22 protein-coding genes are annotated in these 18,946 nt (G+C 68.8%); 11 read left to right on the forward strand and 11 right to left on the reverse strand.

Annotated features, from left to right (window positions below):
• Positions 1 to 74: 74 nt before the first annotated feature.
• On the reverse strand, positions 75 to 272 hold the full coding sequence (locus QMO76_RS21570) for a hypothetical protein (protein WP_306363124.1): 198 nt from the start codon (positions 270 to 272) through the stop codon (positions 75 to 77).
• A gap of 172 nt (positions 273 to 444) precedes the next feature.
• Between QMO76_RS21570 and QMO76_RS21575 the strand changes: the two genes are divergently transcribed.
• Positions 445 to 1,245, forward strand: a complete 801-nt coding sequence (locus tag QMO76_RS21575; protein WP_306363125.1) for a helix-turn-helix transcriptional regulator — start codon at positions 445 to 447, stop codon at positions 1,243 to 1,245.
• Positions 1,238 to 1,435 carry a DUF397 domain-containing protein gene (locus QMO76_RS21580; protein ID WP_306363126.1) on the forward strand — a complete coding sequence of 66 codons (198 nt, stop codon included), beginning with the start codon at positions 1,238 to 1,240 and terminating at the stop codon, positions 1,433 to 1,435. The genes QMO76_RS21575 and QMO76_RS21580 overlap by 8 nt, the downstream gene beginning before the upstream one ends.
• A gap of 4 nt (positions 1,436 to 1,439) precedes the next feature.
• Here the strand turns inward: QMO76_RS21580 and QMO76_RS21585 are convergent, their stop codons facing one another.
• The 3 genes from QMO76_RS21585 to QMO76_RS21595 form a co-directional block, all read right to left on the reverse strand.
• The gene (locus QMO76_RS21585) at positions 1,440 to 2,111 is read right to left on the reverse strand and encodes a hypothetical protein (protein WP_306363127.1); all 672 of its coding nucleotides are present in this window, start codon (positions 2,109 to 2,111) and stop codon (positions 1,440 to 1,442) included.
• A gap of 1 nt (position 2,112) precedes the next feature.
• Positions 2,113 to 2,850 carry an alpha/beta fold hydrolase gene (locus QMO76_RS21590; RefSeq protein ID WP_306363128.1) on the reverse strand — a complete coding sequence of 246 codons (738 nt, stop codon included), beginning with the start codon at positions 2,848 to 2,850 and terminating at the stop codon, positions 2,113 to 2,115.
• A gap of 88 nt (positions 2,851 to 2,938) precedes the next feature.
• Positions 2,939 to 3,496 carry a helix-turn-helix domain-containing protein gene (locus QMO76_RS21595; RefSeq protein WP_306363129.1) on the reverse strand — a complete coding sequence of 186 codons (558 nt, stop codon included), beginning with the start codon at positions 3,494 to 3,496 and terminating at the stop codon, positions 2,939 to 2,941.
• A 140-nt stretch (positions 3,497 to 3,636) separates the two neighbouring features.
• Between QMO76_RS21595 and QMO76_RS21600 the strand changes: the two genes are divergently transcribed.
• Positions 3,637 to 3,891, forward strand: a complete 255-nt coding sequence (locus QMO76_RS21600; RefSeq protein WP_282777319.1) for a helix-turn-helix domain-containing protein — start codon at positions 3,637 to 3,639, stop codon at positions 3,889 to 3,891.
• 104 nt (positions 3,892 to 3,995) lie between these two features.
• On the opposite strand, the gene QMO76_RS21605 is transcribed toward QMO76_RS21600, so the two are convergent.
• Complete coding sequence (locus QMO76_RS21605; protein WP_306363130.1) at positions 3,996 to 4,193, reverse strand: hypothetical protein; 198 nt, start codon at positions 4,191 to 4,193, stop codon at positions 3,996 to 3,998.
• Positions 4,194 to 4,890: 697 nt separating this feature from the next.
• Between QMO76_RS21605 and QMO76_RS21610 the strand changes: the two genes are divergently transcribed.
• Positions 4,891 to 5,625: a helix-turn-helix domain-containing protein gene (locus tag QMO76_RS21610; RefSeq protein ID WP_306363131.1), complete on the forward strand. Its 735-nt coding sequence runs from the start codon at positions 4,891 to 4,893 to the stop codon at positions 5,623 to 5,625.
• On the opposite strand, the gene QMO76_RS21615 is transcribed toward QMO76_RS21610, so the two are convergent.
• On the reverse strand, positions 5,612 to 6,187 hold the full coding sequence (locus tag QMO76_RS21615) for a TetR/AcrR family transcriptional regulator (protein WP_306363132.1): 576 nt from the start codon (positions 6,185 to 6,187) through the stop codon (positions 5,612 to 5,614). The genes QMO76_RS21610 and QMO76_RS21615 overlap by 14 nt on opposite strands.
• A 79-nt stretch (positions 6,188 to 6,266) precedes the next feature.
• Positions 6,267 to 6,542: a hypothetical protein gene (locus QMO76_RS21620; RefSeq protein WP_306363133.1), complete on the reverse strand. Its 276-nt coding sequence runs from the start codon at positions 6,540 to 6,542 to the stop codon at positions 6,267 to 6,269.
• A gap of 116 nt (positions 6,543 to 6,658) precedes the next feature.
• Here QMO76_RS21620 and QMO76_RS21625 point away from each other — a divergent pair, with 116 nt between their 5' ends.
• The 4 genes from QMO76_RS21625 to QMO76_RS21640 all read left to right on the forward strand — a co-directional run bounded on the left by QMO76_RS21625 (position 6,659) and on the right by QMO76_RS21640 (position 10,992).
• Positions 6,659 to 7,696, forward strand: coding sequence for a 3-oxoacyl-ACP synthase III family protein (locus QMO76_RS21625; RefSeq protein ID WP_306363134.1), 1,038 nt, complete (start codon positions 6,659 to 6,661; stop codon positions 7,694 to 7,696).
• Positions 7,693 to 8,577 (forward strand): hypothetical protein, encoded by an 885-nt coding sequence (locus QMO76_RS21630; RefSeq protein WP_306363135.1) that lies wholly within the window; start codon positions 7,693 to 7,695, stop codon positions 8,575 to 8,577. Before QMO76_RS21625 ends, QMO76_RS21630 begins: the two co-directional genes overlap by 4 nt.
• Positions 8,578 to 8,686: 109 nt before the next feature.
• Positions 8,687 to 9,439, forward strand: a complete 753-nt coding sequence (locus QMO76_RS21635; protein WP_306363136.1) for a glycosyltransferase family 2 protein — start codon at positions 8,687 to 8,689, stop codon at positions 9,437 to 9,439.
• Positions 9,436 to 10,992, forward strand: coding sequence for a class I adenylate-forming enzyme family protein (locus tag QMO76_RS21640; RefSeq protein ID WP_306363137.1), 1,557 nt, complete (start codon positions 9,436 to 9,438; stop codon positions 10,990 to 10,992). Before QMO76_RS21635 ends, QMO76_RS21640 begins: the two co-directional genes overlap by 4 nt.
• An 88-nt stretch (positions 10,993 to 11,080) precedes the next feature.
• Here the strand turns inward: QMO76_RS21640 and QMO76_RS21645 are convergent, their stop codons facing one another.
• From QMO76_RS21645 to QMO76_RS21655, 3 genes are all read right to left on the reverse strand, one after another.
• Positions 11,081 to 12,895, reverse strand: coding sequence for a hypothetical protein (locus QMO76_RS21645; RefSeq protein ID WP_306363138.1), 1,815 nt, complete (start codon positions 12,893 to 12,895; stop codon positions 11,081 to 11,083).
• 67 nt (positions 12,896 to 12,962) lie between these two features.
• Complete coding sequence (locus tag QMO76_RS21650) at positions 12,963 to 14,171, reverse strand: Ig-like domain-containing protein (RefSeq protein WP_372342034.1); 1,209 nt, start codon at positions 14,169 to 14,171, stop codon at positions 12,963 to 12,965.
• Between the two features lie 96 nt (positions 14,172 to 14,267).
• Positions 14,268 to 15,545 (reverse strand): UDP-N-acetylmuramate dehydrogenase, encoded by a 1,278-nt coding sequence (locus tag QMO76_RS21655; RefSeq protein ID WP_306363217.1) that lies wholly within the window; start codon positions 15,543 to 15,545, stop codon positions 14,268 to 14,270.
• Between the two features lie 68 nt (positions 15,546 to 15,613).
• Between QMO76_RS21655 and QMO76_RS21660 the strand changes: the two genes are divergently transcribed.
• The 3 genes from QMO76_RS21660 to QMO76_RS21670 are packed head-to-tail and all read left to right on the forward strand — an operon-like array spanning position 15,614 to position 17,413.
• Positions 15,614 to 16,099, forward strand: coding sequence for a DUF2505 domain-containing protein (locus QMO76_RS21660; RefSeq protein WP_306363139.1), 486 nt, complete (start codon positions 15,614 to 15,616; stop codon positions 16,097 to 16,099).
• 31 nt (positions 16,100 to 16,130) lie between these two features.
• Complete coding sequence (locus QMO76_RS21665; RefSeq protein ID WP_306363140.1) at positions 16,131 to 16,646, forward strand: DUF2505 domain-containing protein; 516 nt, start codon at positions 16,131 to 16,133, stop codon at positions 16,644 to 16,646.
• Entirely contained in the window at positions 16,616 to 17,413 is a 798-nt protein-coding gene (locus QMO76_RS21670; protein WP_306363141.1) for a class I SAM-dependent methyltransferase, read from the forward strand. Before QMO76_RS21665 ends, QMO76_RS21670 begins: the two co-directional genes overlap by 31 nt.
• A 6-nt stretch (positions 17,414 to 17,419) precedes the next feature.
• Here QMO76_RS21670 and QMO76_RS21675 read toward each other — a convergent pair whose 3' ends face one another.
• Entirely contained in the window at positions 17,420 to 18,925 is a 1,506-nt protein-coding gene (locus tag QMO76_RS21675) for a hypothetical protein (RefSeq protein ID WP_306363142.1), read from the reverse strand.
• Between the last annotated feature and the right edge of the window lie 21 nt (positions 18,926 to 18,946).

An 18,946-nucleotide genomic window follows, 5' to 3' on the forward strand; every position in this document is an offset into this window, starting at 1 on the left:
GGGGCGGCGGCCCGCGACATAGCCTGCGCTGAAGAGGAGTACGGATGCGAGGGCGAGGAGCAGGTACGCGGACATCAGTACCTCCGGGAGGAGTCGGGGACGATGCGACCGGCCTCGATCAGGGCTTCGAAGGCGGCGGTCTTGCGCGGGCAGTGGTAGACGGCGCATTCGCGGTGGATGCGCATGGCTTCGTGGGCCTGGTCGACGGTGAAGGGGGTACCGGGTTCGGAGTGGGCGGCCATCGCCAGCAATTCCGACAGGGTGTAGTCCATGGGGGACCTCCGGGGGGCAGGGAGCACCCGGTGCCGGGCGCACGGACCGTGGTTCGTCGGTCAGTGCTGTTGTGTGGGCGCGGTATTCGTCCCGGCTCCGGGTGCTCGAGTTCAGAATGCGGGTTCTCGGCAAGCGAGTCCACGGCTTATATGAGGTGGCTATGATGTGTTTGTGCGACGCAAACTGTTGATCGACGCACGCAAGGCGGCCGGTAGGACGCAAGAGCAGGTTGCCCGACTGGTCGGTGTCGATCGGACGACGCTGGGCAAGTGGGAGCGGGATGAGAGCACGCCGCAGCCGTCGCAGCGGTCCGTGTACGCCGAGGCTCTCGGGGTCACGCTCGATGAACTGGACGCGATGCTCAGCAGCGTTCCGCAGCATTCCAAGCAGCTGCCGGAGTGGCTGACGACGTATCTGGGCATGGAGCAGTCCGCGACCATGCTGCGGGCGCACGAGCCGCGTGCCGTATACGGACTTCTCCAGACACCGGCCTATGTGGAGCACCTGGCCCGCGGGCTCTGCATTCCGCCGGTCACGGATACCTATCTGCGACGCACGGTGGACCAGCGCCGGTACCGCCAGAAGCGCGTACACGATGGAGACCTCACACTCGAGGTGGTGCAACCCGAGTCGGCGCTGCATATGCGGGTCGGCGATGCCGCTGTAATGGCCGAACAGCTCGGCGTCATGGTCGAACTGTCCGAGTTGCCGAATGTCACCATTCGCATCACGACGTACGACTCCGGCCCCTACGCGGCGCGGCGGTTGGGTGACTTCGTGATGATGAGCCACCCGTGGTGCGCGGCCCGGGTGCACATCGAGGGATACAGTGGGGGTCAGTTCATCACCAATGCCGACGAAGTCGAGTACTTCGCGGCCGCGTTCGAGCATGCGTGCCGTGTTGCGCTGTCGCCCAGGCAGTCCCGCGAGTTCTTGCGCGAGTTGGCCGATACCTGGAGGGTCCGTGCCTGACCTACAGTGGCGGAAGTCGAGCTTCACCAATCCGGAGACGTGCGTGGAAGTCGCCGGGACAGCCGATGGGGTTCTGATTCGTAATAGCAACGCGCCGGAGCGGGGAACCCTCGCCTTTACGACTGCGGAGTTCAGCGCCTGGCTGCGCGGGTGCAAGGCGGGGGAATTCGACGATCTGGCGGGGATATAGCGGATCATGCCGCTACGCGGCGGCGTGTCGGATGAGTGAGGTGCGCGTCCAACACCTCCCCCACCACGAACAGCTCAGGCAGGTCCGGCGACCATGGACCCGGGACCGGGTCGATGCGGCCCGCGTCGCGGAGCGTCTGCACTCTGCGTACGGTCAGGCTCTGATACTTCTCTCCCAATTCCTTTGCCAGCGTGGCGATTCCGGAGGCATTCAGGCGCGCCCGGCGAGCCTGGGCGATCTGGTCGGTATTGATGGGGCGTTCGCGGGCTGGTGGGCAGACGATGCGGGTCGCTGCGGCTACGGCTGCCGCTATGTCGGTGGGGGCGGATTCGACGCCTTCGGTCATGGCGAAGGCGATGAGGTTGCGGTGCAGCCAGCGGGCCAGGGCGGGGGTGGTGGCGCCGGCGGTGTAGGGGAGGCCGCGTTGTTCGCAGATGAGGCGGGTCCAGGAGACCAGGGTGGCGTGCAGGTGGTCGGCGGCTTTGGAGGCGGCGGGGTTGTAGGGCAGGGGCTGGGTGGCGGAGCGTGGCTGGAGGCGGTATTCGGTGGGGCCGTTGAGGCGGGTGCGGCAGGCGAACGCGTCGGTGAGATCCGCTGCCAGGTCCGGGATTTCGCGGAGCAAACGGTCCAGGTCGCGGATGGCGTCGTGGGAGAGGTAGAGGTGGTCGGGGGTCATGTCAGGCCACCTCTCGGTTGATGGTGTCGGCCAGGCGGGCGGCGTGGCCGAGGCGGATGTAGTCGTCGGTGTGGCGGCCGTCGAGCAGGTAGCCGCGGGTGTAGGCGAGGACGCCGGTCCAGGTTGTCCAGTTCTTGGGGGACCACCAGCGTTGGAGGCGCTTGTGGACGGCGATCTCGAACAGGCTCTGGCCCCAGCGGAGCATGGCGTCGCGGTCGGCGAGGCAGAAGTACTCGGAGAGGTCGGCGATCAGCCGGAGAGCATTGCCGGGCGGCAGAGCCGTGATCGGATCACCTTGTGCCGCAGCCCAATACGCCGGAATGAAGGGGATCCAGCGTTGGCCCGCGATGCCGTAGCCGCCGGGTTCGGGGCCGACGCACTGACCGGCGGGGCGGAGCGGGTCGGCGATGAGGGCGCAGGCGGCCACCTCCAGGTGCGGCCGGAGGCCCTTGCCGATCTCGGCGGCCACGTCACCGGCGATGGCCGCGCCCTGGGAGTATCCGGCGAGCACGACGCGGTTCGGGGTGGCCTCGATGGCCTCGAACAGCGCCTTGCGGCCCGCAGCGAGACTGTCGGCGAATGCGACCTGACGACCGTAGTCGGCGGGATAGGCGACCATGCGCGGGGTGAAGCGGGCGGGGTCGAGATTGTTCGCGAAGGCGGCGGTGACGCCCTCGCCGTGGGGGTTCCAGGTGCCGCCCATGATGAGCACGTCGATCTTCTCGGTTGATTCGGTCATGGCGGGTGGGACTTTCTGCTGAGCGGGCAGGGAGCGATCACGGAACACGCCGGACAGGGCGGCTTCGTGCGTGGGGGGCGAGAGAGAGTCAGCGGGCCACTGCGGAGCCGTCGGGGGATGCGATGAGCGTGGTGCTGCACACGCGGCCGTCGCGCGGGTCGTGGATCACGATGACCGCGACGGCATTCGGTTCAGCACCGGAGAGGTATGGCAGGCCGGGGACGGCCGGTCGCCACGGGTCGAATCCGGTCAGGCGCGGCAGGTATTCGGCGGCATCGCTGAGCGCATGCTGCGCGTTAACTGAAAGGTTGCGTGTAAGTGGAAACTCTGCGGGTACGGCGTCGTGAGATATGTCACACGCACCTTGCGAATGGTCGGCTTCGCAAGCCGAGGAACGGCATTCGGAGGTCGCACCGGATCGCTCAGCCGACGCCTCGACGTCCGGAATCAACTCCTCCACAGGGCAGCCGAGGGCATGGGCGATCCGCGCCAATTGCTCCAGCGTGAAGGATCGCCGCGCGGCCAGCAGCGGCCGCAACTCATCCCGAGACAGGCCGAGACACCAGGCAAGGTCATCGCTATCGCAACCCAGTTGCGTAGCGATGCGCCGCACCCGGTCCGCAACAAGCACATCCAACTGTTCCATACGGAGCACAATATGGTCCGTTTGGACCCGTAGCAACCCCGAACGGATTTTTCCCGGAGTTTGCAGGAAGCATGACGGCATCGCCTACGCCACGATCGAAGTCGTTGCGACAACTCCGTTCGGACTTCAGAATGGTCCGTATGGGCTTGAATGAGACGGCCGCGGAGATCAACCGCGCAGTGGGCAACGAGCTGCGGGCGTCACGCGCACGCAAGCACCTCTCCCGGCAACAACTCGCCGACCGCACCGGACTGGGGCTCAGCACCATCCAGCGGTTCGAGAACGGTGAGCGGTCACCGGATATGAATCAGCTCTTCGCGCTCTGCGAAGCGCTCGAGATACCCATGCGCGAGTTCGTAGCGCTCGCGACGAAGGGTATCGAGCCGCCGCGCTGAGAAGGCTCCCGGCCGGTTCGATTCACCGGGTGGCGCGGAAAACCCGATCCACCCGTACATACGTGGCCGTCGCCGATGCGGCGGCCACGGCACACCATGGCGCGTCAGGCACACCACGTACCGTTGGGCCTACCGGTCTCGTCGACCGGTATCCCGACGTACAGGCGCGCGTAGTCGACAAGAGTCTGGGCCGGATCGGCGGCCCTCCCCACCCAGGCGGCGATCAGCACGTCGGCGACGGTCGCACTGCCGTCGATGACCCGGTTGACGGCATCGCCGCCGATGGCGGATCGCAACGCCATTTCAGAGCACGCACCCTGCGCCATCAACTCGGGCATCGAGCCAATTTCCACGATCAGTTTCCCCTTACCTTCAAGTGCTCAGCTTCGAGCTGATTCCGGCCGGAACGGCTTCCGCACCGGAATCCACGTATTTATATCCCATAGCCGAGCTAAAGGAACTTCAAAGGCGCTCTGCTACACGGCGATTCGCTACCCATCGACGCGACACCACCCACAAGTCACGATTGCCGAGGATTCGCGGCGCCCCTTGCGCAACAACACACTCCGCCGGGTGCGGCCAACGGACAGCCGGGGAAGGGCAGGAGTTCGAAAGCGTTGCACCGCAAGGGGGCCGACATTCGAATCAACTCCGCGAGCGTGAACGACGCCGGTTCCGACATTCGGTCGATCAACTCCGAGTCCGCGATTCCGATACACCCCGCGAGTTCACCGACCTCGACCCCCGCGGCGGTCATCGCCCACCCGATTCGTTTTCCGATACACACATCCAACCAGCCCACCTGACCGCCTTCCACCCCGACCACGGCGGTGTCGTGACCTTCGACACGCAGGTCACGACACCTAAATCGTTATGCTTCGAACATATGTTCTATTATCCGGGAGTAGGCGATGGGAGTTCAACGATCGCCGTCCACACAATCCGTGCGCGAACGCGGGGCGGGAACCGGGATCGATGCCGACCGAGAGGTGATATCCGTTGGTCAACAACATGTTTGGCGAGTATCTACGCCAGCGCAGACTGGATGTCGGGCTCAGTCGGGCACAGCTCGCCACACGCGCCAACGTATCGGTCTCGCTCATCGAGAAGATCGAGGCGGGCACGCGGACCACCACGCTGAACACCTTGCAGGCGCTGTTCGACGAGCTCGATGTGCCGCCGATCTATCGCAGGCATATTCTCGGCCTGGTCCTGCCGAGTGTGTTCGGACTGGCGCCGCAGACCGAATCCGCCGGACCCGCGCCCGGCGATCTCGCCGATCTGGCCAGCCTCGACCATCCGGCCAGCCTCTATCTCATGCCGACCTTCACCATCGTCGCGGCGAATACCGCCTACCAGCGGACTTTTCCGGGAATGCGGGCCGGCAAGAACTTCGTCGAATGGATGTTCCTGGACCCGATCGCGCGCACCGTGATGGTCGAATGGCGTCGGGAGGCGCACCGCCTCCAACACGGGCTGCGCATGTTCACCTCGGTCATCACCCCGGACCGCAGTGTGGAGGAGATCATCGAACGGTGCCGGCTCGCACCGGAGTGGGAAGAACTCTGGAACAGCGGAATACCCGCGCCGTATTCGCCGGAGGAAAGTCTGCGCATCCGGGATGTGCGCAGTCGGCGCGTGCGGCGAATGGCGGTGCGCCTCTATACCCCGGAACTGCCCAGTCGCCCCTGGTGGCTGTTCCGGCTGATACCCGAGGAATTCACCCGCCGATAGCCCGGTCCACCGCGACGGCGACCAGTTCGCGCGCCCGTTCCTCGGTGAAAATGCCGGGGAGGGTGAGGCGTTCGAGAATGAGCCAGTTGAGGGCGAGGTAGAGCAGGAGCACCGTGTCCTCGTCGCCGGGCATACCGGAATCGAGATGGTTGCGGATATTGAAGTCGATATCGGTGCGCACCCGCTCGGTGAGCAGGGCCTGGAGTTCGGGGCGGCGGGTGGATTCCAGACGCAGTTCCAACTGGGCGATATAGCCGGTACGGAAGTTGGTGATGCGGTCGACCACGTCGGTCATGAGTTCGGTGATGGTCTCCCGGGTGCGCGGGGCCTCGGCGAGCTTGGTCATGGTCTCGTCGCTGGGTGTCAGGCGCTCGTAGTAGCGGTGGCCCACCTGGACGAGCAGGTCGTCGCGGTTGGCGAAGTAGTTGGAGGCGGTGCCCGCCGGGACCGCCGCCTCCTTGTCGACGGCACGGAAGGTGAGGCCGCGCGCGCCGTCGCGGGCCAGGACCTCGATCGCGCCGTCCAGCAGCGCCCGTCGGCGTTCGGGATTGGTGCGCACCACCTGACATCACTCCGTTCGTCTACACTCCGGATTAGAACACTACAGTCAGAGTACAACATACGGAGCGGTAATTCCAGGCTCAGATCAGCCGGATGCGCAGGGTCTCGTATGTGGGAATGAAAACCTTTCGGCGATAACGCCTTTCGACGATCTCGTAGGGACGTTCGGCGACGGTGAGGGCGCGCGGCAGCGCCGACAGCTCGGAGTGGGCCACCACCGGGTCCGCCACGAACCAGCCGAGCTTGGGCACCTTGCGGATGGGGCGGGCCAGACGACCGGCGAGCAAGAGCGCCGGCAACCAGGGCTGACCGGCGGCGAGCAGCGCCAATTCGTGGCGTTCGGCGGTACCCAACATCGATCCTCCCGGGGCGCAATGTCGTTCACATCACACATCTGACCTGAGAATTTTTCAAAACCGAAATACACACACTGCTACGGTCGCCCGCAACCGATCACTGTCTGGAGCCGAACATGGTGAGATCGCGCATCGAAGCGGTGGGATCGAAACTGCCCGACAACGAGGTGACTACCGCAGAGCTTATGCGGCAGCTGTCCATCGACAACCCCATCGACCTGGAGCGGGTGAGCGGCGTGCGCGCCCGGCGCACGGCCGGTGCGGATGAGGACTCGTTCACCCTCGCGGCCGATGCCGCCCGCGACGCGCTCGCGAATTCCCGCTACGACGCCGCGGACCTGGATGTGATCATCTCCTGTTCGATCACCCGCATTCGCGACGGCGACTTCACCCTCGAGCCGTCCTTCGCCCTCATGCTGCGCAACGAACTCGGCGCGCACCGGGCCGTGCACTTCGACGTCTCCAATGCCTGCGCGGGCATGCTGACCGGAGTTCTGGTGCTGGACAGGATGATTCGTGCCGGAATCGCACGGCGCGGCATGGTGGTGTCCGGTGAGGACATCACGCCCATCTCCGCTACCGCCGTGCGGGAGATGTCGGAGAAGTACGATCCGCAGTTCGCCTCGCTCACGGTCGGCGACGCGGGCGCGGCGGTGGTGCTCGACGCCGACGGCGGGGCCGACGAGGGCATCGAATACGTCGAACTCAATACCAGCGCCGCCTTCGCGAACCTGTGTCTCGGCATGCCCAGCGACAAGAGTCCCGGCATCGCGCTGTACACCGACAACCGGGCCATGCACAACGAAGCCCGATATTTGCTGTGGACCACGCGGCAGACCGATTTCCTGCGCGAGCGCGGGAGCGAATTCGGCGATGAGGGCTACGACTACGTGATTCATCACCAATTCAGCGGCCCCGCGGTGGAAATGATCAACAAGATCGCTGAGCGAGAATTCGACGCCGCGATGCCACCCGGATTGATGGTGCTCGACAAATACGGAAATACCGCGTCCACATCACATTTCGTGGTGCTGCACGACGCGCTGAAGCAGGGGCGGCTCACCGGCGGCGCGAAGGTGCTGATGGTGCCCGCCGCCTCCGGTGTGGTGGCCGGATTCCTCTCGGTGACCCTCGGCGAATTGCGGGTGGGATGACCATGGGCATCGTGATCTCCTCGATCGCCGCGGTCACGGGCCGCGGCAGCTCCATCGAGCAGGCGGCGCTGGCCGCGAAACAGGCCATCGACCGGGCCGGAACCACGCCCGCCCACATCGACGCGCTCATCAATGTGGGCGTCTACCGGGACGCCAATATGGTGGAACCGGCCATGTCGGCGCTGATCCAGCAGCAGGTGGGCATCGGACTGGAATACGCCAGCGGGGATGTGCCGTGCCTGAGCTTCGACCTCATGAACGGGGCCTGCGGGGTGCTCAATGCCGTGCAGGTGAGCCAGGCGCTGCTCGCATCGGACGCGGTGCGACGGGTGCTGATCGTCTCCGGGGACGCGCATCCGTCCACCTCGGCCGAACCCGTCGCCGGATTCCCGATCACGCCCGTCGGGGCGGCGCTGGTGCTCGAGAGATCGGATGGCCGGGCGGGGTTCGGCAGTCTGCACGTGGGGGCGACGGAGGAACGACCGCACCCGGTGGGGTTCGTGAATCTGCCGCGGATGGGCACCACCGGACGCTCCACCATCGTCGTCGACCGCTCCGCGACCACCGTGGACGAGTTGCTCCAGCACGCCGTGGAAGCGGCGCTGGCCGCGGTGGAGGTCGACGATATCGACATCACCCGCACCGCGCTGGTGTGCGGGCGGCCCACCCCGGACTTCCCCGAACTGCTCGCCGAACGGCTCGGCCTGCCCGCCGGAGCCCTGTACGCGGACGATACCGAGGGTGACGCGCACACCTCCGCGCTGCCGGTCGGCTACCTGACCGCCCGCGAGGGCGGCAAGCTCGACGGTCAGCAGGCCGTGCTGTTCGTGGCGGCGGGAGCGGGGCCGACCGCCGCCGCCATCACCTATCGGCTGGGGTGAGATGCGCGACCATGCGGGTGAGCACGGATAACACCGACCGGACGGCGCGCGATTTCGCCCTCGAGTGCGTTTCACATCGGGGCGCGTTCGCCGGACCGCGGGAGGGGTCATGAGCAAACTCTGGGTGATCGTGCCCGCCTACAACGAGGAATACGGCATCGGGGCCACCCTGGACGCGCTCGCCGCCCAGCGCGACCGCGACTTCACGCTGGTCGTGGTGGACAACAGCTCCACCGACGGCACCGCGTCGGTGGTGAAGGACTTCGCCGCCGCGCACCCGGACATGCGCATCGAGATCATCCACGAATCCCAGAAGGGCACCGGTGCCGCGGCCGATACCGGCATGCGGCACGCCATCGCCTCGGGAGCCACCCGGCTGGCGCGCACCGACGCCGACTGCGTACCGGCCTCCGACTGGACGGCGCGCATCCACGCGGGGTTCGACTCCGGACTGCGCCTGATCAGCGGGCAGCTCATACCGCGCACCGACGAGGGCGTGAGCTGGGCCGACCGCAATGTCATCCGGTTCGCACTGGAGGTGGCGTCCACGTTCGGCAGATTCCGGCCCGGGAACCAGGACCCGCGCTATCTGGGGCCGTATGTGATGACGCCCGGGTGCAATATGGCCATCACCGCCGAGCTGTACCAGGCGGCGGGCGGGTTCCCGCGCACGGCCATCGAAGAGCTGCACGAGGACCGGGCGCTGGTCAATGCCGTGCGGACGATAACCACCGATTACGGATTGCGTAGGGACGTCCGGGTTTTCGGCTCCAATCGGCGGGTGCGGGCGTGGGGTATCCGCAAGACGCTCGCCTGGTACGCCGACCACCGGTACAAGCCGGAACTGGTGGACATTCGGTGAGCGACGGTCCGGGCGACTTCCTGGAACCGCTGCGGGAGCGGGCGCGACGGCATCCCGACGCCCCGGCCTTGGGGATGGTCGGCGCGCGGCCGCTCAGCTACGGCGAACTCGACGCGCTCATCGGCGGCGTCGCGGAACGGCTGCACGCCAACGGGTTTCGATCCGGCGATCGGATGCTGTTCTCCATCCGCCCGTGCGTGGACGCGGTGGCGCTCATCTTCGGCACCATCGCCGCCGGGGGGACCATCGTCTTCGTCGATCCGGGGGTGGGACCGGAGCTGTTCGCGCGACGGCTGCGTGTCGTCGAACCTACTTGGGCAGCAACCGAATCCCTGCTCCACCTGTTGAGCGGGCCACTGCGTCGGGTCGGGCGGACCAGAGGGCTGGAGCTGCCCGCGTTCGGGCGGCTGCGAGTCCGGCACATTCACAGCGGTCCGCGGCTGCCGGGCACCCCCGGCGGATCGCTGCCGCTGCGACGACTGCTGGAGCCAGGTGCGACGGGTGCCGAGCGGCGGGTGCTGGAGCCGGGCGCGACGGGTACCGTACGGCGGCCCGAACCCGACAGCGATGCGCTGATCGTCTTCACCTCGGGCACCACCGATGATCCCAAAGCCGTTGTGCACACCCGGGGTTCGCTCGGGGCCGGTCTGGCCGCCATGGCGGGGCGGTCCAGTCTCGGGCCGGGAGCGCACCTGCACACCGAACAGCTGATGATGGGGTTGCCCGCGCTCATGGCGGGGGCGCGGTGGTCGCTGCCGCGCTATCCGCGCTTCGGCACGCATATCGACCCGGTCGAGTTCACCCGCGGACTGGGCGAGGCGACGCACGCGTTCTTCACGCCCGCCGATCTGGCGGTGGCGCTGACCGCCGTCGAATCCGGAGCGCTGGCGGCCCCCGCGCTGCGGGAGGTGTCACTCGGCGGTGCACCGGTGACCACCGCGCTGCTGCGCCGGGCGCGGGCCGCGCTGCCCGGCTGTGAATTCCTCGCCATCTACGGGATGACCGAGATCCTGCCGGTGGCGGTCACCACCGGGACGGCCAAGCTGAGCTACGACGGTGCGGGCGATCCGCTGGGCGCACCGGTCAACGGTGTGGACGCCCGGGTGGCCGACGACGGTGAGCTGATCCTGTCCGGACCGAACCTGTGCCGCGGATACCTCGGCGAACCACCGCTGAAAGAAGTGCGCACCGGCGACCTCGCGCGCTGGGACGGCGACACCATCGTGCTGGTCGGCCGCAAGAAGGACATGATGATCCGCGGCAAGACCAATATCTATCCCGGACTGTACGAACCCGTGATCGCGCGGGTGCGCGGCGTGCGCCAGGCGATCATGGTCGGACTGCCCGACGAGATCGGGGACGAGCGGATCGTGCTCGCCGTGGTGGCGGACGGGGACGAGGCGGAGGTGCGGGAGCGCCTCGCCCGCGAACTGCCCCGGCTGATCGACACGTCCGCGCTGCCCGACGAGATCGCGGTGGTCGACGAGATACCGGTGCGCGGACGCACCCGCAAGCCGGACCGCGCGGCACTGCGGGCCCTGCTGCGCGGGTGATACGCGCGTTCGTCACAGGCGGATGCACCGCACTCCGCACCCGGGAAACTCGTGTCACGCTTCGGCGGTCGCACATATTTGCCAGGCCCTAGCGGCTGAAAAGCTGGAAGAGGTGACTCCTTCGAAGGAGTCGCGCAGTGCCGGGCTGTTCGGCCCGAGTGGTCAGGGTCGCGAGTACCAGATCGGCGAAGCGTTCGGCGGACTCCGGGGACAGTACGCCGTCCACGTAACAGAACTCGAGGCTCATCTCGTCGTGGGCGGTGGCCACGGCGACGGTGAGGGCGCTGACACAGGAGTTGCCCGCGGCGACGGACAGGCCGCAGGTGCGCCACTCCCCCGGCGCGGGCGGGAAGTCGACGCGGCCGAGGTTGGTCACCGAGACATTCCACGGGGCGCGGCGGTCGATGAGTTTCACTACGCGCCAGCCGGATTCGAGCGACTTGGGGGTGCCGTAGCGCATCCCGGCGACCGTGGACAGGTGCCGAAGCTGCCGGACCTTGCGGTCGAGCTGACGGTTCACCGAACCAGCCGCCGACCAGAGCGACCGCCGGGGGCCGAAGCGCACGAAGGTGGTGAGCACCGGGGCGTAGATGCCGAGCTCGTCGGCGTCCGGTGCGGGGATCAGTCGCTGCCGGAAGTCCACCGGGGAGGCGATTCCGGTGCAGCCGCCGCGATTCGGGCGCACCGTGCTTCCGATGGCGAACGCCACCGCGCCGACCAGCGCACCGTGCACCGTGACACCGGCGACGCGGCACCGCGCCGTCAGCGCGGCGAGCCGTCGCGCGTCCAGCACCCGCCGCACCGACCGGGTCCGCCGCTGCGGCAGTGGCACCGGTCCGGCACCGGTCAGCAACCGGGGGCGGCGTATCAGGGCCACCGCCTGATCCGCGAGGGTCGTATACAGATAGCGCCAGATCCCGCGCGCCGCAGGGGGAATGAGGTCGTCGGCCGGAGGAAACGGTGGCCGCGAAGCAGACGAACGTCGTGTCACGGCCGCCCCGGTGACGGGTGTCGGTGGTGACTGACCACGCCATGCGGGGTCGGATTCCGCTGCGGCGGGCGAGACTCCGCTCGCCCCCGCTCCCGGCGCAACGAGCCCGGCCGCGCCGGTGGTAGCGCCGGGTTCCGGCGCGGCAGCCCCGGCACCGCCCCCGACGGTTCTGGAGACTCCCACTGTCGGCCCGGCAGAATCGGTTTCCACGACGGCGTGGGGCGGACCGGACGCGGAGAACTCGCGTTCCGGCACGGGAGATGCGGCAACGCCGGATTCGGGCGCGGCTGTCCCGACATCAAACCCGGTGGCCCCGGAACCCACTCCGGCGGCTCCATCATGACGCCCTGCCGGATCGGGTTCCGGTGCGGCAGCGGGGCCGTCGGCGGCGGACTCGAACGCCGATACGGGAATTGCCGCAGCGCCCGCTCCGCCATCCGCTGCCGCGTAGTCGATCAGCTTGCGCAGCAGGGTGATCAAAGAGCGGCCGTCGAGGAGTACGTGGGAGACGGTCAGCAGGATGTCGTGGTGTTCCGCCGGGGTGCCGACCGCGTGCACGATGTCCACCGCCCGCGCCAGGCCGGTCGCGGTGTCGAAGGGTGCCGCCAGTTCGGCGTCCACCGCGGCTCGCCAGAGCTCGGGGTCGTCGGTCTCCACGCGGCGCACGGGGAGCCGGGGGTCGGCCAGTGGGACGAAGCGCGGGGCGAAGGCCGCGCCGTGCTCGACTCCGACTCGCAGCAGCGGATATTCGGTCACCAGTGCCGTGGCCGCGCGCTCCAGTCGGTCCGGCTCGATCCGACCGTGCACGCGAATCCGCCCGATGCAGTTGGACTGGGAGATGCGGTCGATGATCCAGAACCACCGCTCCGATGGACTCAGCGGGCGTACCGGCCCCGCTCCCGCAACGACCACGGGCCCTCCTCACTACCGCGTCAACGGTAGTCGGCGGGCCCGCGATCAGCAGGTCGAACGACCAGGTTCAGTTGGCGCGCGGCGGGCCCGGCGGCAGCGGGGTGGCCGAGACGGCGGGCGCGGGATCGCCCTGCAGCGCCGACATGCTCTTCCAGGTGTTCCAGTCGATGGTCCAGTCGTAGATGTCACCGTCGGCCGCCGACAGCTGGATGCGGGTACCGGTCACCTCGACCGGGTCGCCGTACAGCGCGGTCGGGAAATACGCCTGCGCGTCCGCCGGGCTCAGATTGATGCAGCCGTTGGTGACATTCGTATTGCCCTGCGCCGACAGCGATTCCGGATTGGCGTGGATGAACTCGCCGTTGTTGGAGATGCGCACCGCCCAGCGCTCCCGCACGTTCTCGTAATACGGCGGGTTGGACATCATGAAATCCTCGTACTTCTCGGTCACCACGTGGATGCCGGAGCGGGTGACATTGCGGTCCTCATTGCCCTCGCCGTAGCTGACCGGGAAATCGAAGACGACCTGGCCGTCGCGCACCACCCGCATGCGGTGGCCGGGAGCGTCGGCCTGCACGATCTGGGCGCGGCCGATGCTGAAATTCGAGGTCATGTCGGCCGCGCCGTACGCACCGTCGCCCATGTCGATGCCGTACAGCTCGGCCCGCATGTCCACCGTGGTGCCGGGCGTCCAGTACTCGCGCGGACGCCAGTGCGCGCGGGAGCCGCCGTTGTCGTCGGGCAGCCACGCCCACGAACCCTCCACGCCCGGATCGGTGGTGACCGTCATGGCCTGCTCCACCGCGGCCTTGTTCTCGACGTGCTCGCTGAACTGCACGATGATCGGCGCGGCGATGCCGACCTGCTGGCCGTCGCCGATATTGATGGTCGCCGACACCGTCGACTCGGGTCGCACCGTGGTGAACTTCGCGTCGATCGGCACCGGCTTGCCGTCGGTGCCGGTGGCGGTGCCCGACCAGCTGTAGGTGACGCCGTAGCCGAGCGGCTCGGTCACCGAGAAGGCCGTGTGGTCGGCGTTGAACTCGCCGGTGACCTGTTTGCCGTTGGGGTTGGTCAGGGCCACCTGGTCGATGCGGCCGTCGGCCACCGAGACCGAGACGGGTGCGGTCGGGTTGACGTCGTCGGCGCCGTCGCCGGGATCGACTGTCACCTGTGCGACGGGCCCCGCGGGCGCCTCCGGGCCACCGCCCTTATCCGATGAACATCCGGCCAGCAGCGCGACCGCGGCGAGAAACGCGGTCAGCACCGTGGCCACTCGTCTGGCGGATCCTCCTCGATTGCTCACTTACGCCAAGTTACCCCGCGATACCGCGTCCCCCGGGCTGCGCGGACCGTGGGGAACGCCACCCCTTCAGAGCGTCAGGCCGACGGTGACGGGCTCCGGTTCCAGGCGGATGCCGAAGCGCTCGGCCACACCGTCGCGGACCGTGCGGGCCAGCGCGACCACATCCGACGCCTTGGCCGCACCGCGATTCGTCAAGGCCAGGGTGTGCTTCGTGGACAGCCGCGCGGGAGCGGACTCGTCCGGGAATCCCTTGGCGAAACCCGCGCGCTCGATGAGCCAGCCCGCCGAGAACTTCACGCCGTCCGGGGCGGGATAGGTGGGCACCGCCACATCCGAGCCCAACCGTGCGGCGATCGCCGCCCGCACCTCCTCGACACGGGCGGCGGGCACCACCGGGTTGGTGAAGAACGAGCCCGCGCTCCAGGTGTCGTGATCGGCCGGATCCAGCACCATGCCCTTGCCCGCGCGCAGCCGCAGCACCCCCGCGCGGACCTCGGCGGCGGGCCGGGACTCGCCCTCCTCGGCGCCGAGGGCGGCGGCCAGTTCGCGGTAGCGCAGGGGTGCGCTGGAGCCGTCGGCGCGCAGGGCGAACTCCACGGCAAGCACGACCGCGTGATCGCTGTGCTTGAGCACCGAGGTGCGATAGCCGAACCCGAGCTCGGCGGGATCGACCCAGGCGATCTCGCCGGACGCGCGGTCCAGCAGTTGGACGCGGGTGAGCAGGTGCGCGACCTCGACGCCGTACGCGCCGACATTCTGCACCGGCGTCGCACCCGCGGAACCCGGAATGCCGGACAGGCATTCCAGACCGCCGTAACCGGCGGCGACCGTCTCGGCGACCACGGCGTCCCAGTTCGCGCCCGCCTCGGCGATCACGCGCACCGCACCGGTCAGGTCGGCCTCGTCGGGCGCGGCGGCGGCAGCATCCGATCGCGCGGCGTCGTGCGCGTCGGCCTCGACGGCGACCGTGTCGACGTTCCCGGCGACGTCGCGCACCGAGTGGGGCACGTCGACGGCCGGGGCGGCAGGTGCACCGGTGTGGCTGGTGACGACGGCCGTGCCGGAGGTGGTGGAGACGGCTCCGGTCGTGGCGGCCGTGATCCGCACACCCGCGGTGGCGATGCGCACCACCACGCCGGGGAACCCCTCATCCGCGACGAGCAGGTTCGAACCGCCCGCGACCAACAGCACCGGGATGTCGGCGGCGTCCAGCGCGCGGACCGTCGCCACCAGCGCCTCCGTGGTGGCGCAATCCGCGACGGGGGCCGGGCCGCCCACCCGCAGGGTCGTCAGCTCCGCCAGCGGTACCGCGTCGCGCAGTCGCGCGCCGGTTGTCGCCAGCATGTCCCGCAGGTGCTCGAACGGCACCACCCGAGAAGTACGCACAGGCACAGACGGTAGCCTGTCCCCCCATGGCGACACCTCTGGCCTTCACCGGGCGCTCCGCCCACTCCGCCGCCTCCGTACGCGCGGCCTTCGCCAACGAGCAGTACTGGAAGGACCGCGTCGAGCAGGTCGGCGGCGACAACGCGCGCATCGAATCCATCGTCATCGACGGCGAGCGGGTGCACGTGGAGCTCATCCAGACCATTCCCGCCGCGGACCTGCCCGCCCAGATCACCGCGATCAAACCGGACGGGCTGGTGATTCCGCGGACCGAGATCTGGAACGGCTCGTCGGGCACCTTCACCGCGCGGGTGGACGGCGCGCCCGCCGAAGTGAACGGCACCCTCACTCTCAGCGCGGACGGCACCGGCTCCACCTACGTGGTCGACGGCAATATCGAGGTCAAGATCCCGCTCTTCGGCCGCAAGATCGAAGCCGCCATCCAGGAGAACCTGAGCGACCTGCTCGTCCGCGAAGCCGAGTTCACCGACAATTGGCTGTCTTCGCACTGACCGCGGCTATCCGCCGGTAACCTCACCGCTCATGGCCCGCCGACTCGACTACTCCGCCCGCTATCCGCTGCACACCACCGAAGAGGTCTACGCGGCCCTGTCCAGCCGCGCCTACTGGGACGCGCGGATCGAGGAGATGCGGAAATACTCACCCAACGACGTGGTGAACCTGACGGCGGGCGATGACGGCATCGAAGTGGTGCTGCGCCATGTGCTGCCGCGCGACATGCTGCCACCCATGGCGCAGACCGTCATGCGCGGCGATATGACCATCACCCGCACCGAACGCTACGACCCCTTCGGCCCCGAGGTGCACGGCACCTACACGGCGGAAATCCCGAACGGGCCGGGCACGCTCGGCGGAAAGCTGCACCTGTTCCCCACCGAGATCGGCAGCACCCTGCGCATCTCCTCCCGGGCGCAGGTGCAGATCCCCTTCTTCGGAACCAAGCTCGAACAACTGCTGCTCGTGAACCTGATCGACCTGTTCCGGGCGGAAGCCGAAATGACACAGCGGTGGCTGGACGAGCTGAAACCCGTCCACTAGCCAAACCCGTCGGCACCATCACGCGCGGCACCACCGGCATCAACCGGCTGCGGCGCGGTGACCGGTGGCTGGTCCACGACGCGCTGGTAACCGGGCGGCTGCTGGCGGCGGCGCGGCCGCTGGTCGTCGACCTCGGTTACGGGGCCATGCCGGTCACCACGCTGGAATTGGCCGCGCGGCTGCGGACGGTGCGCGCCGATATTCGCGTGGTGGGGCTGGAGATCGACCCCGCGCGGGTGGTGTCCGGCCGCGACGGCGTCGAGTTCGCGCGCGGGGGTTTCGAATTGGCGGGCCTGCGGCCGGATCTGGTGCGGGCCTTCAATGTCCTGCGGCAGTATCCGGAATCGGCGGTGTCGGGGGCGTGGGACACCATTCTCGGTGGTCTCGCGCCCGACGGGCTGCTCATGGACGGCACCTGCGACGAGCTGGGTCGGCGGTGCGCGTGGGTGCTGCTCGGCCGTGACGGACCGCTCTCGCTGACCCTCGCCTGGGACCCGTTCGATATCGAGAAGCCCTCCGACCTCGCCGAACGGCTGCCGAAAGTCCTGATCCACCGCAATATCCCGGGCGAGCCCATCCACACCCTGCTCAGCGCCGCCGACCGGGCGTGGGCCCATGCCGCGCCGCTGGCGGTGTTCGGGCCGCGAGTGCGATGGCGGCACGCGGCGGAACTGCTGCGGCAGGAAGGGTTTCCGCTGCGGGGATACCGGCGGCGGCTGCGCGACTGCGTGCTGTCGGTGCCGTGGGCGGCCGTCGCGCCGCGGTGAGCGGAATCAGTGCGGGCGGAGGTGGCGCTCGCCGAAGTCGCGCACGGCGTCCAGGCAGCCGAGCAGGGTGGAGGGGGCGAGCAGGGAACTCGGTTGGAAGGGCTGCCGCCACAGGCCGCCGTGCGCCGCGCCGAACGTGAAGAGGGACTCGGGATTGGCGTCGGGGTCGGGGGCCGGGTCGAACAGGTCGGCCACCAGTTTGGCGGCCAACAGGGTGCGGGCCGTCGACGGTTCGAAGACCTCGATGCCGTAGCGGTCGACGCCGCGCAGGGTGATCGGGCGCAGCGTGGCCTCCCGGATATCGGTGGGCCAGGCGGGCGGGGCGACGGTATAGGAGACGGTGCCACCGGCGGCGCGGGTCAGCACGGCGCGCCAGCGCGGAATACGTTGGGCCAGAGCGTAGTCCGGGCCGAGAATAGTCGGGAGGTTGTCGAACAGACCCCAGTGCGCGCCGTCGGCGGTGCGGACCGGCTCCGGATAGTTCGGGTGGTACACCGGCCAGGGGGTCACGCGGCGCAGCGCGCCCCGCACCGTGTCGCGCACACCCCCACCGGTCGCGCGTTCCCGCGCCGCCGACAGCACCGCCGGGGGCACCGCGTAGCAGTCGGTGGACGCGCCCAGGTAGGCGAGCGCGGTGTCCGGGCGGGCGCGCAGCACCGCCTCGGCGAGCACATCGGCCGCCGCGGACAGCCGCACCCCGGCCGCACCCGGATTGCTCGCGTACAGGCCCAGCACCGGGCGGGCGTCGGCCTGCGCGAGTATCCAACGGACCAGCGTCGGAAAGTGTTTGGTGAGATCCGCGCCGGGGCCGGACTCGGTGAGCGGGAAGCGCAGCGAGCCCGCACGGGCACGCGCCACGGCGTGCAGGCGATCCCAGCGGGAACGGCCCGGACGGTCCACCGCCAAAACCTCCGCACCCCAGGACAACAGCGGCCGCAAGGAAGCGAGATGCGCGGACGCGCCCACCACCGTCAGCCGGAAACCGGGCAGCGGCAGCCATTCCGGATGGTCGATGACCCGTTCCACCGCCGTCGCGAAACCGGGCTCCACGATGCCGTCACGTCGCCAGCTCGCCAGCTGCCGCCGTAACCGCTCCTCCGCCAACACCTCTCCGCGATACGGCACCTCCAGCCGCCGCACCGGCTCGGCCGTGCCGTCCACGCGACCGGTAGCCAGATCCGTATCGTCCGCTTCCGCGGCCACGTTCACCGACCGCAGCGCGACAACCCGGCGGCCCGCCGCGAACCGCAGCATGGTGCGCAGCGACGCCAGCCCCTCTTCGGCGATACCCAGCGACACCGTGGGCGCGGACACCGCCAATGCCGTCACACCGCGGAAAACCCCGCGATACCCGCGCCGCCAATCCCGGCACGTCTCCACCGACTGCGCGAGGTCCGCGTCGAACCGACGCACCGCGTCGGCCACCACGGCGGCGGTGAACATATCCACGACCCGATCGGGCGGACCCGGGGGAAAGCTCAGATCCCACGCACCACAGCCGACCTTCGCCATGGTCAGTCACCCTGCCACGAA

Source organism: Nocardia sp. CC227C (assembly GCF_030767025.1).
Taxonomy (GTDB): domain Bacteria; phylum Actinomycetota; class Actinomycetes; order Mycobacteriales; family Mycobacteriaceae; genus Nocardia.

What these genes read in the sequence shown, in the direction of transcription:
- QMO76_RS21570 (WP_306363124.1), bottom strand. Translation starts at nt 272, where the DNA reads ATGGACTACACCCTGTCGGAATTGCTGGCGATGGCCGCCCACTCCGAA.
- QMO76_RS21585 (WP_306363127.1), bottom strand. Translation starts at nt 2,111, where the DNA reads ATGACCCCCGACCACCTCTACCTCTCCCACGACGCCATCCGCGACCTG.
- QMO76_RS21590 (WP_306363128.1), bottom strand. Translation starts at nt 2,850, where the DNA reads ATGACCGAATCAACCGAGAAGATCGACGTGCTCATCATGGGCGGCACC.
- QMO76_RS21595 (WP_306363129.1), bottom strand. Translation starts at nt 3,496, where the DNA reads ATGGAACAGTTGGATGTGCTTGTTGCGGACCGGGTGCGGCGCATCGCT.
- QMO76_RS21600 (WP_282777319.1), top strand. Translation starts at nt 3,637, where the DNA reads ATGGGCTTGAATGAGACGGCCGCGGAGATCAACCGCGCAGTGGGCAAC.
- QMO76_RS21605 (WP_306363130.1), bottom strand. Translation starts at nt 4,193, where the DNA reads ATGGCGTTGCGATCCGCCATCGGCGGCGATGCCGTCAACCGGGTCATC.
- QMO76_RS21620 (WP_306363133.1), bottom strand. Translation starts at nt 6,542, where the DNA reads ATGTTGGGTACCGCCGAACGCCACGAATTGGCGCTGCTCGCCGCCGGT.
- QMO76_RS21625 (WP_306363134.1), top strand. Translation starts at nt 6,659, where the DNA reads ATGGTGAGATCGCGCATCGAAGCGGTGGGATCGAAACTGCCCGACAAC.
- QMO76_RS21630 (WP_306363135.1), top strand. Translation starts at nt 7,693, where the DNA reads ATGACCATGGGCATCGTGATCTCCTCGATCGCCGCGGTCACGGGCCGC.
- QMO76_RS21635 (WP_306363136.1), top strand. Translation starts at nt 8,687, where the DNA reads ATGAGCAAACTCTGGGTGATCGTGCCCGCCTACAACGAGGAATACGGC.
- QMO76_RS21655 (WP_306363217.1), bottom strand. Translation starts at nt 15,545, where the DNA reads ATGCTGGCGACAACCGGCGCGCGACTGCGCGACGCGGTACCGCTGGCG.
- QMO76_RS21660 (WP_306363139.1), top strand. Translation starts at nt 15,614, where the DNA reads ATGGCGACACCTCTGGCCTTCACCGGGCGCTCCGCCCACTCCGCCGCC.
- QMO76_RS21665 (WP_306363140.1), top strand. Translation starts at nt 16,131, where the DNA reads ATGGCCCGCCGACTCGACTACTCCGCCCGCTATCCGCTGCACACCACC.
- QMO76_RS21675 (WP_306363142.1), bottom strand. Translation starts at nt 18,925, where the DNA reads ATGGCGAAGGTCGGCTGTGGTGCGTGGGATCTGAGCTTTCCCCCGGGT.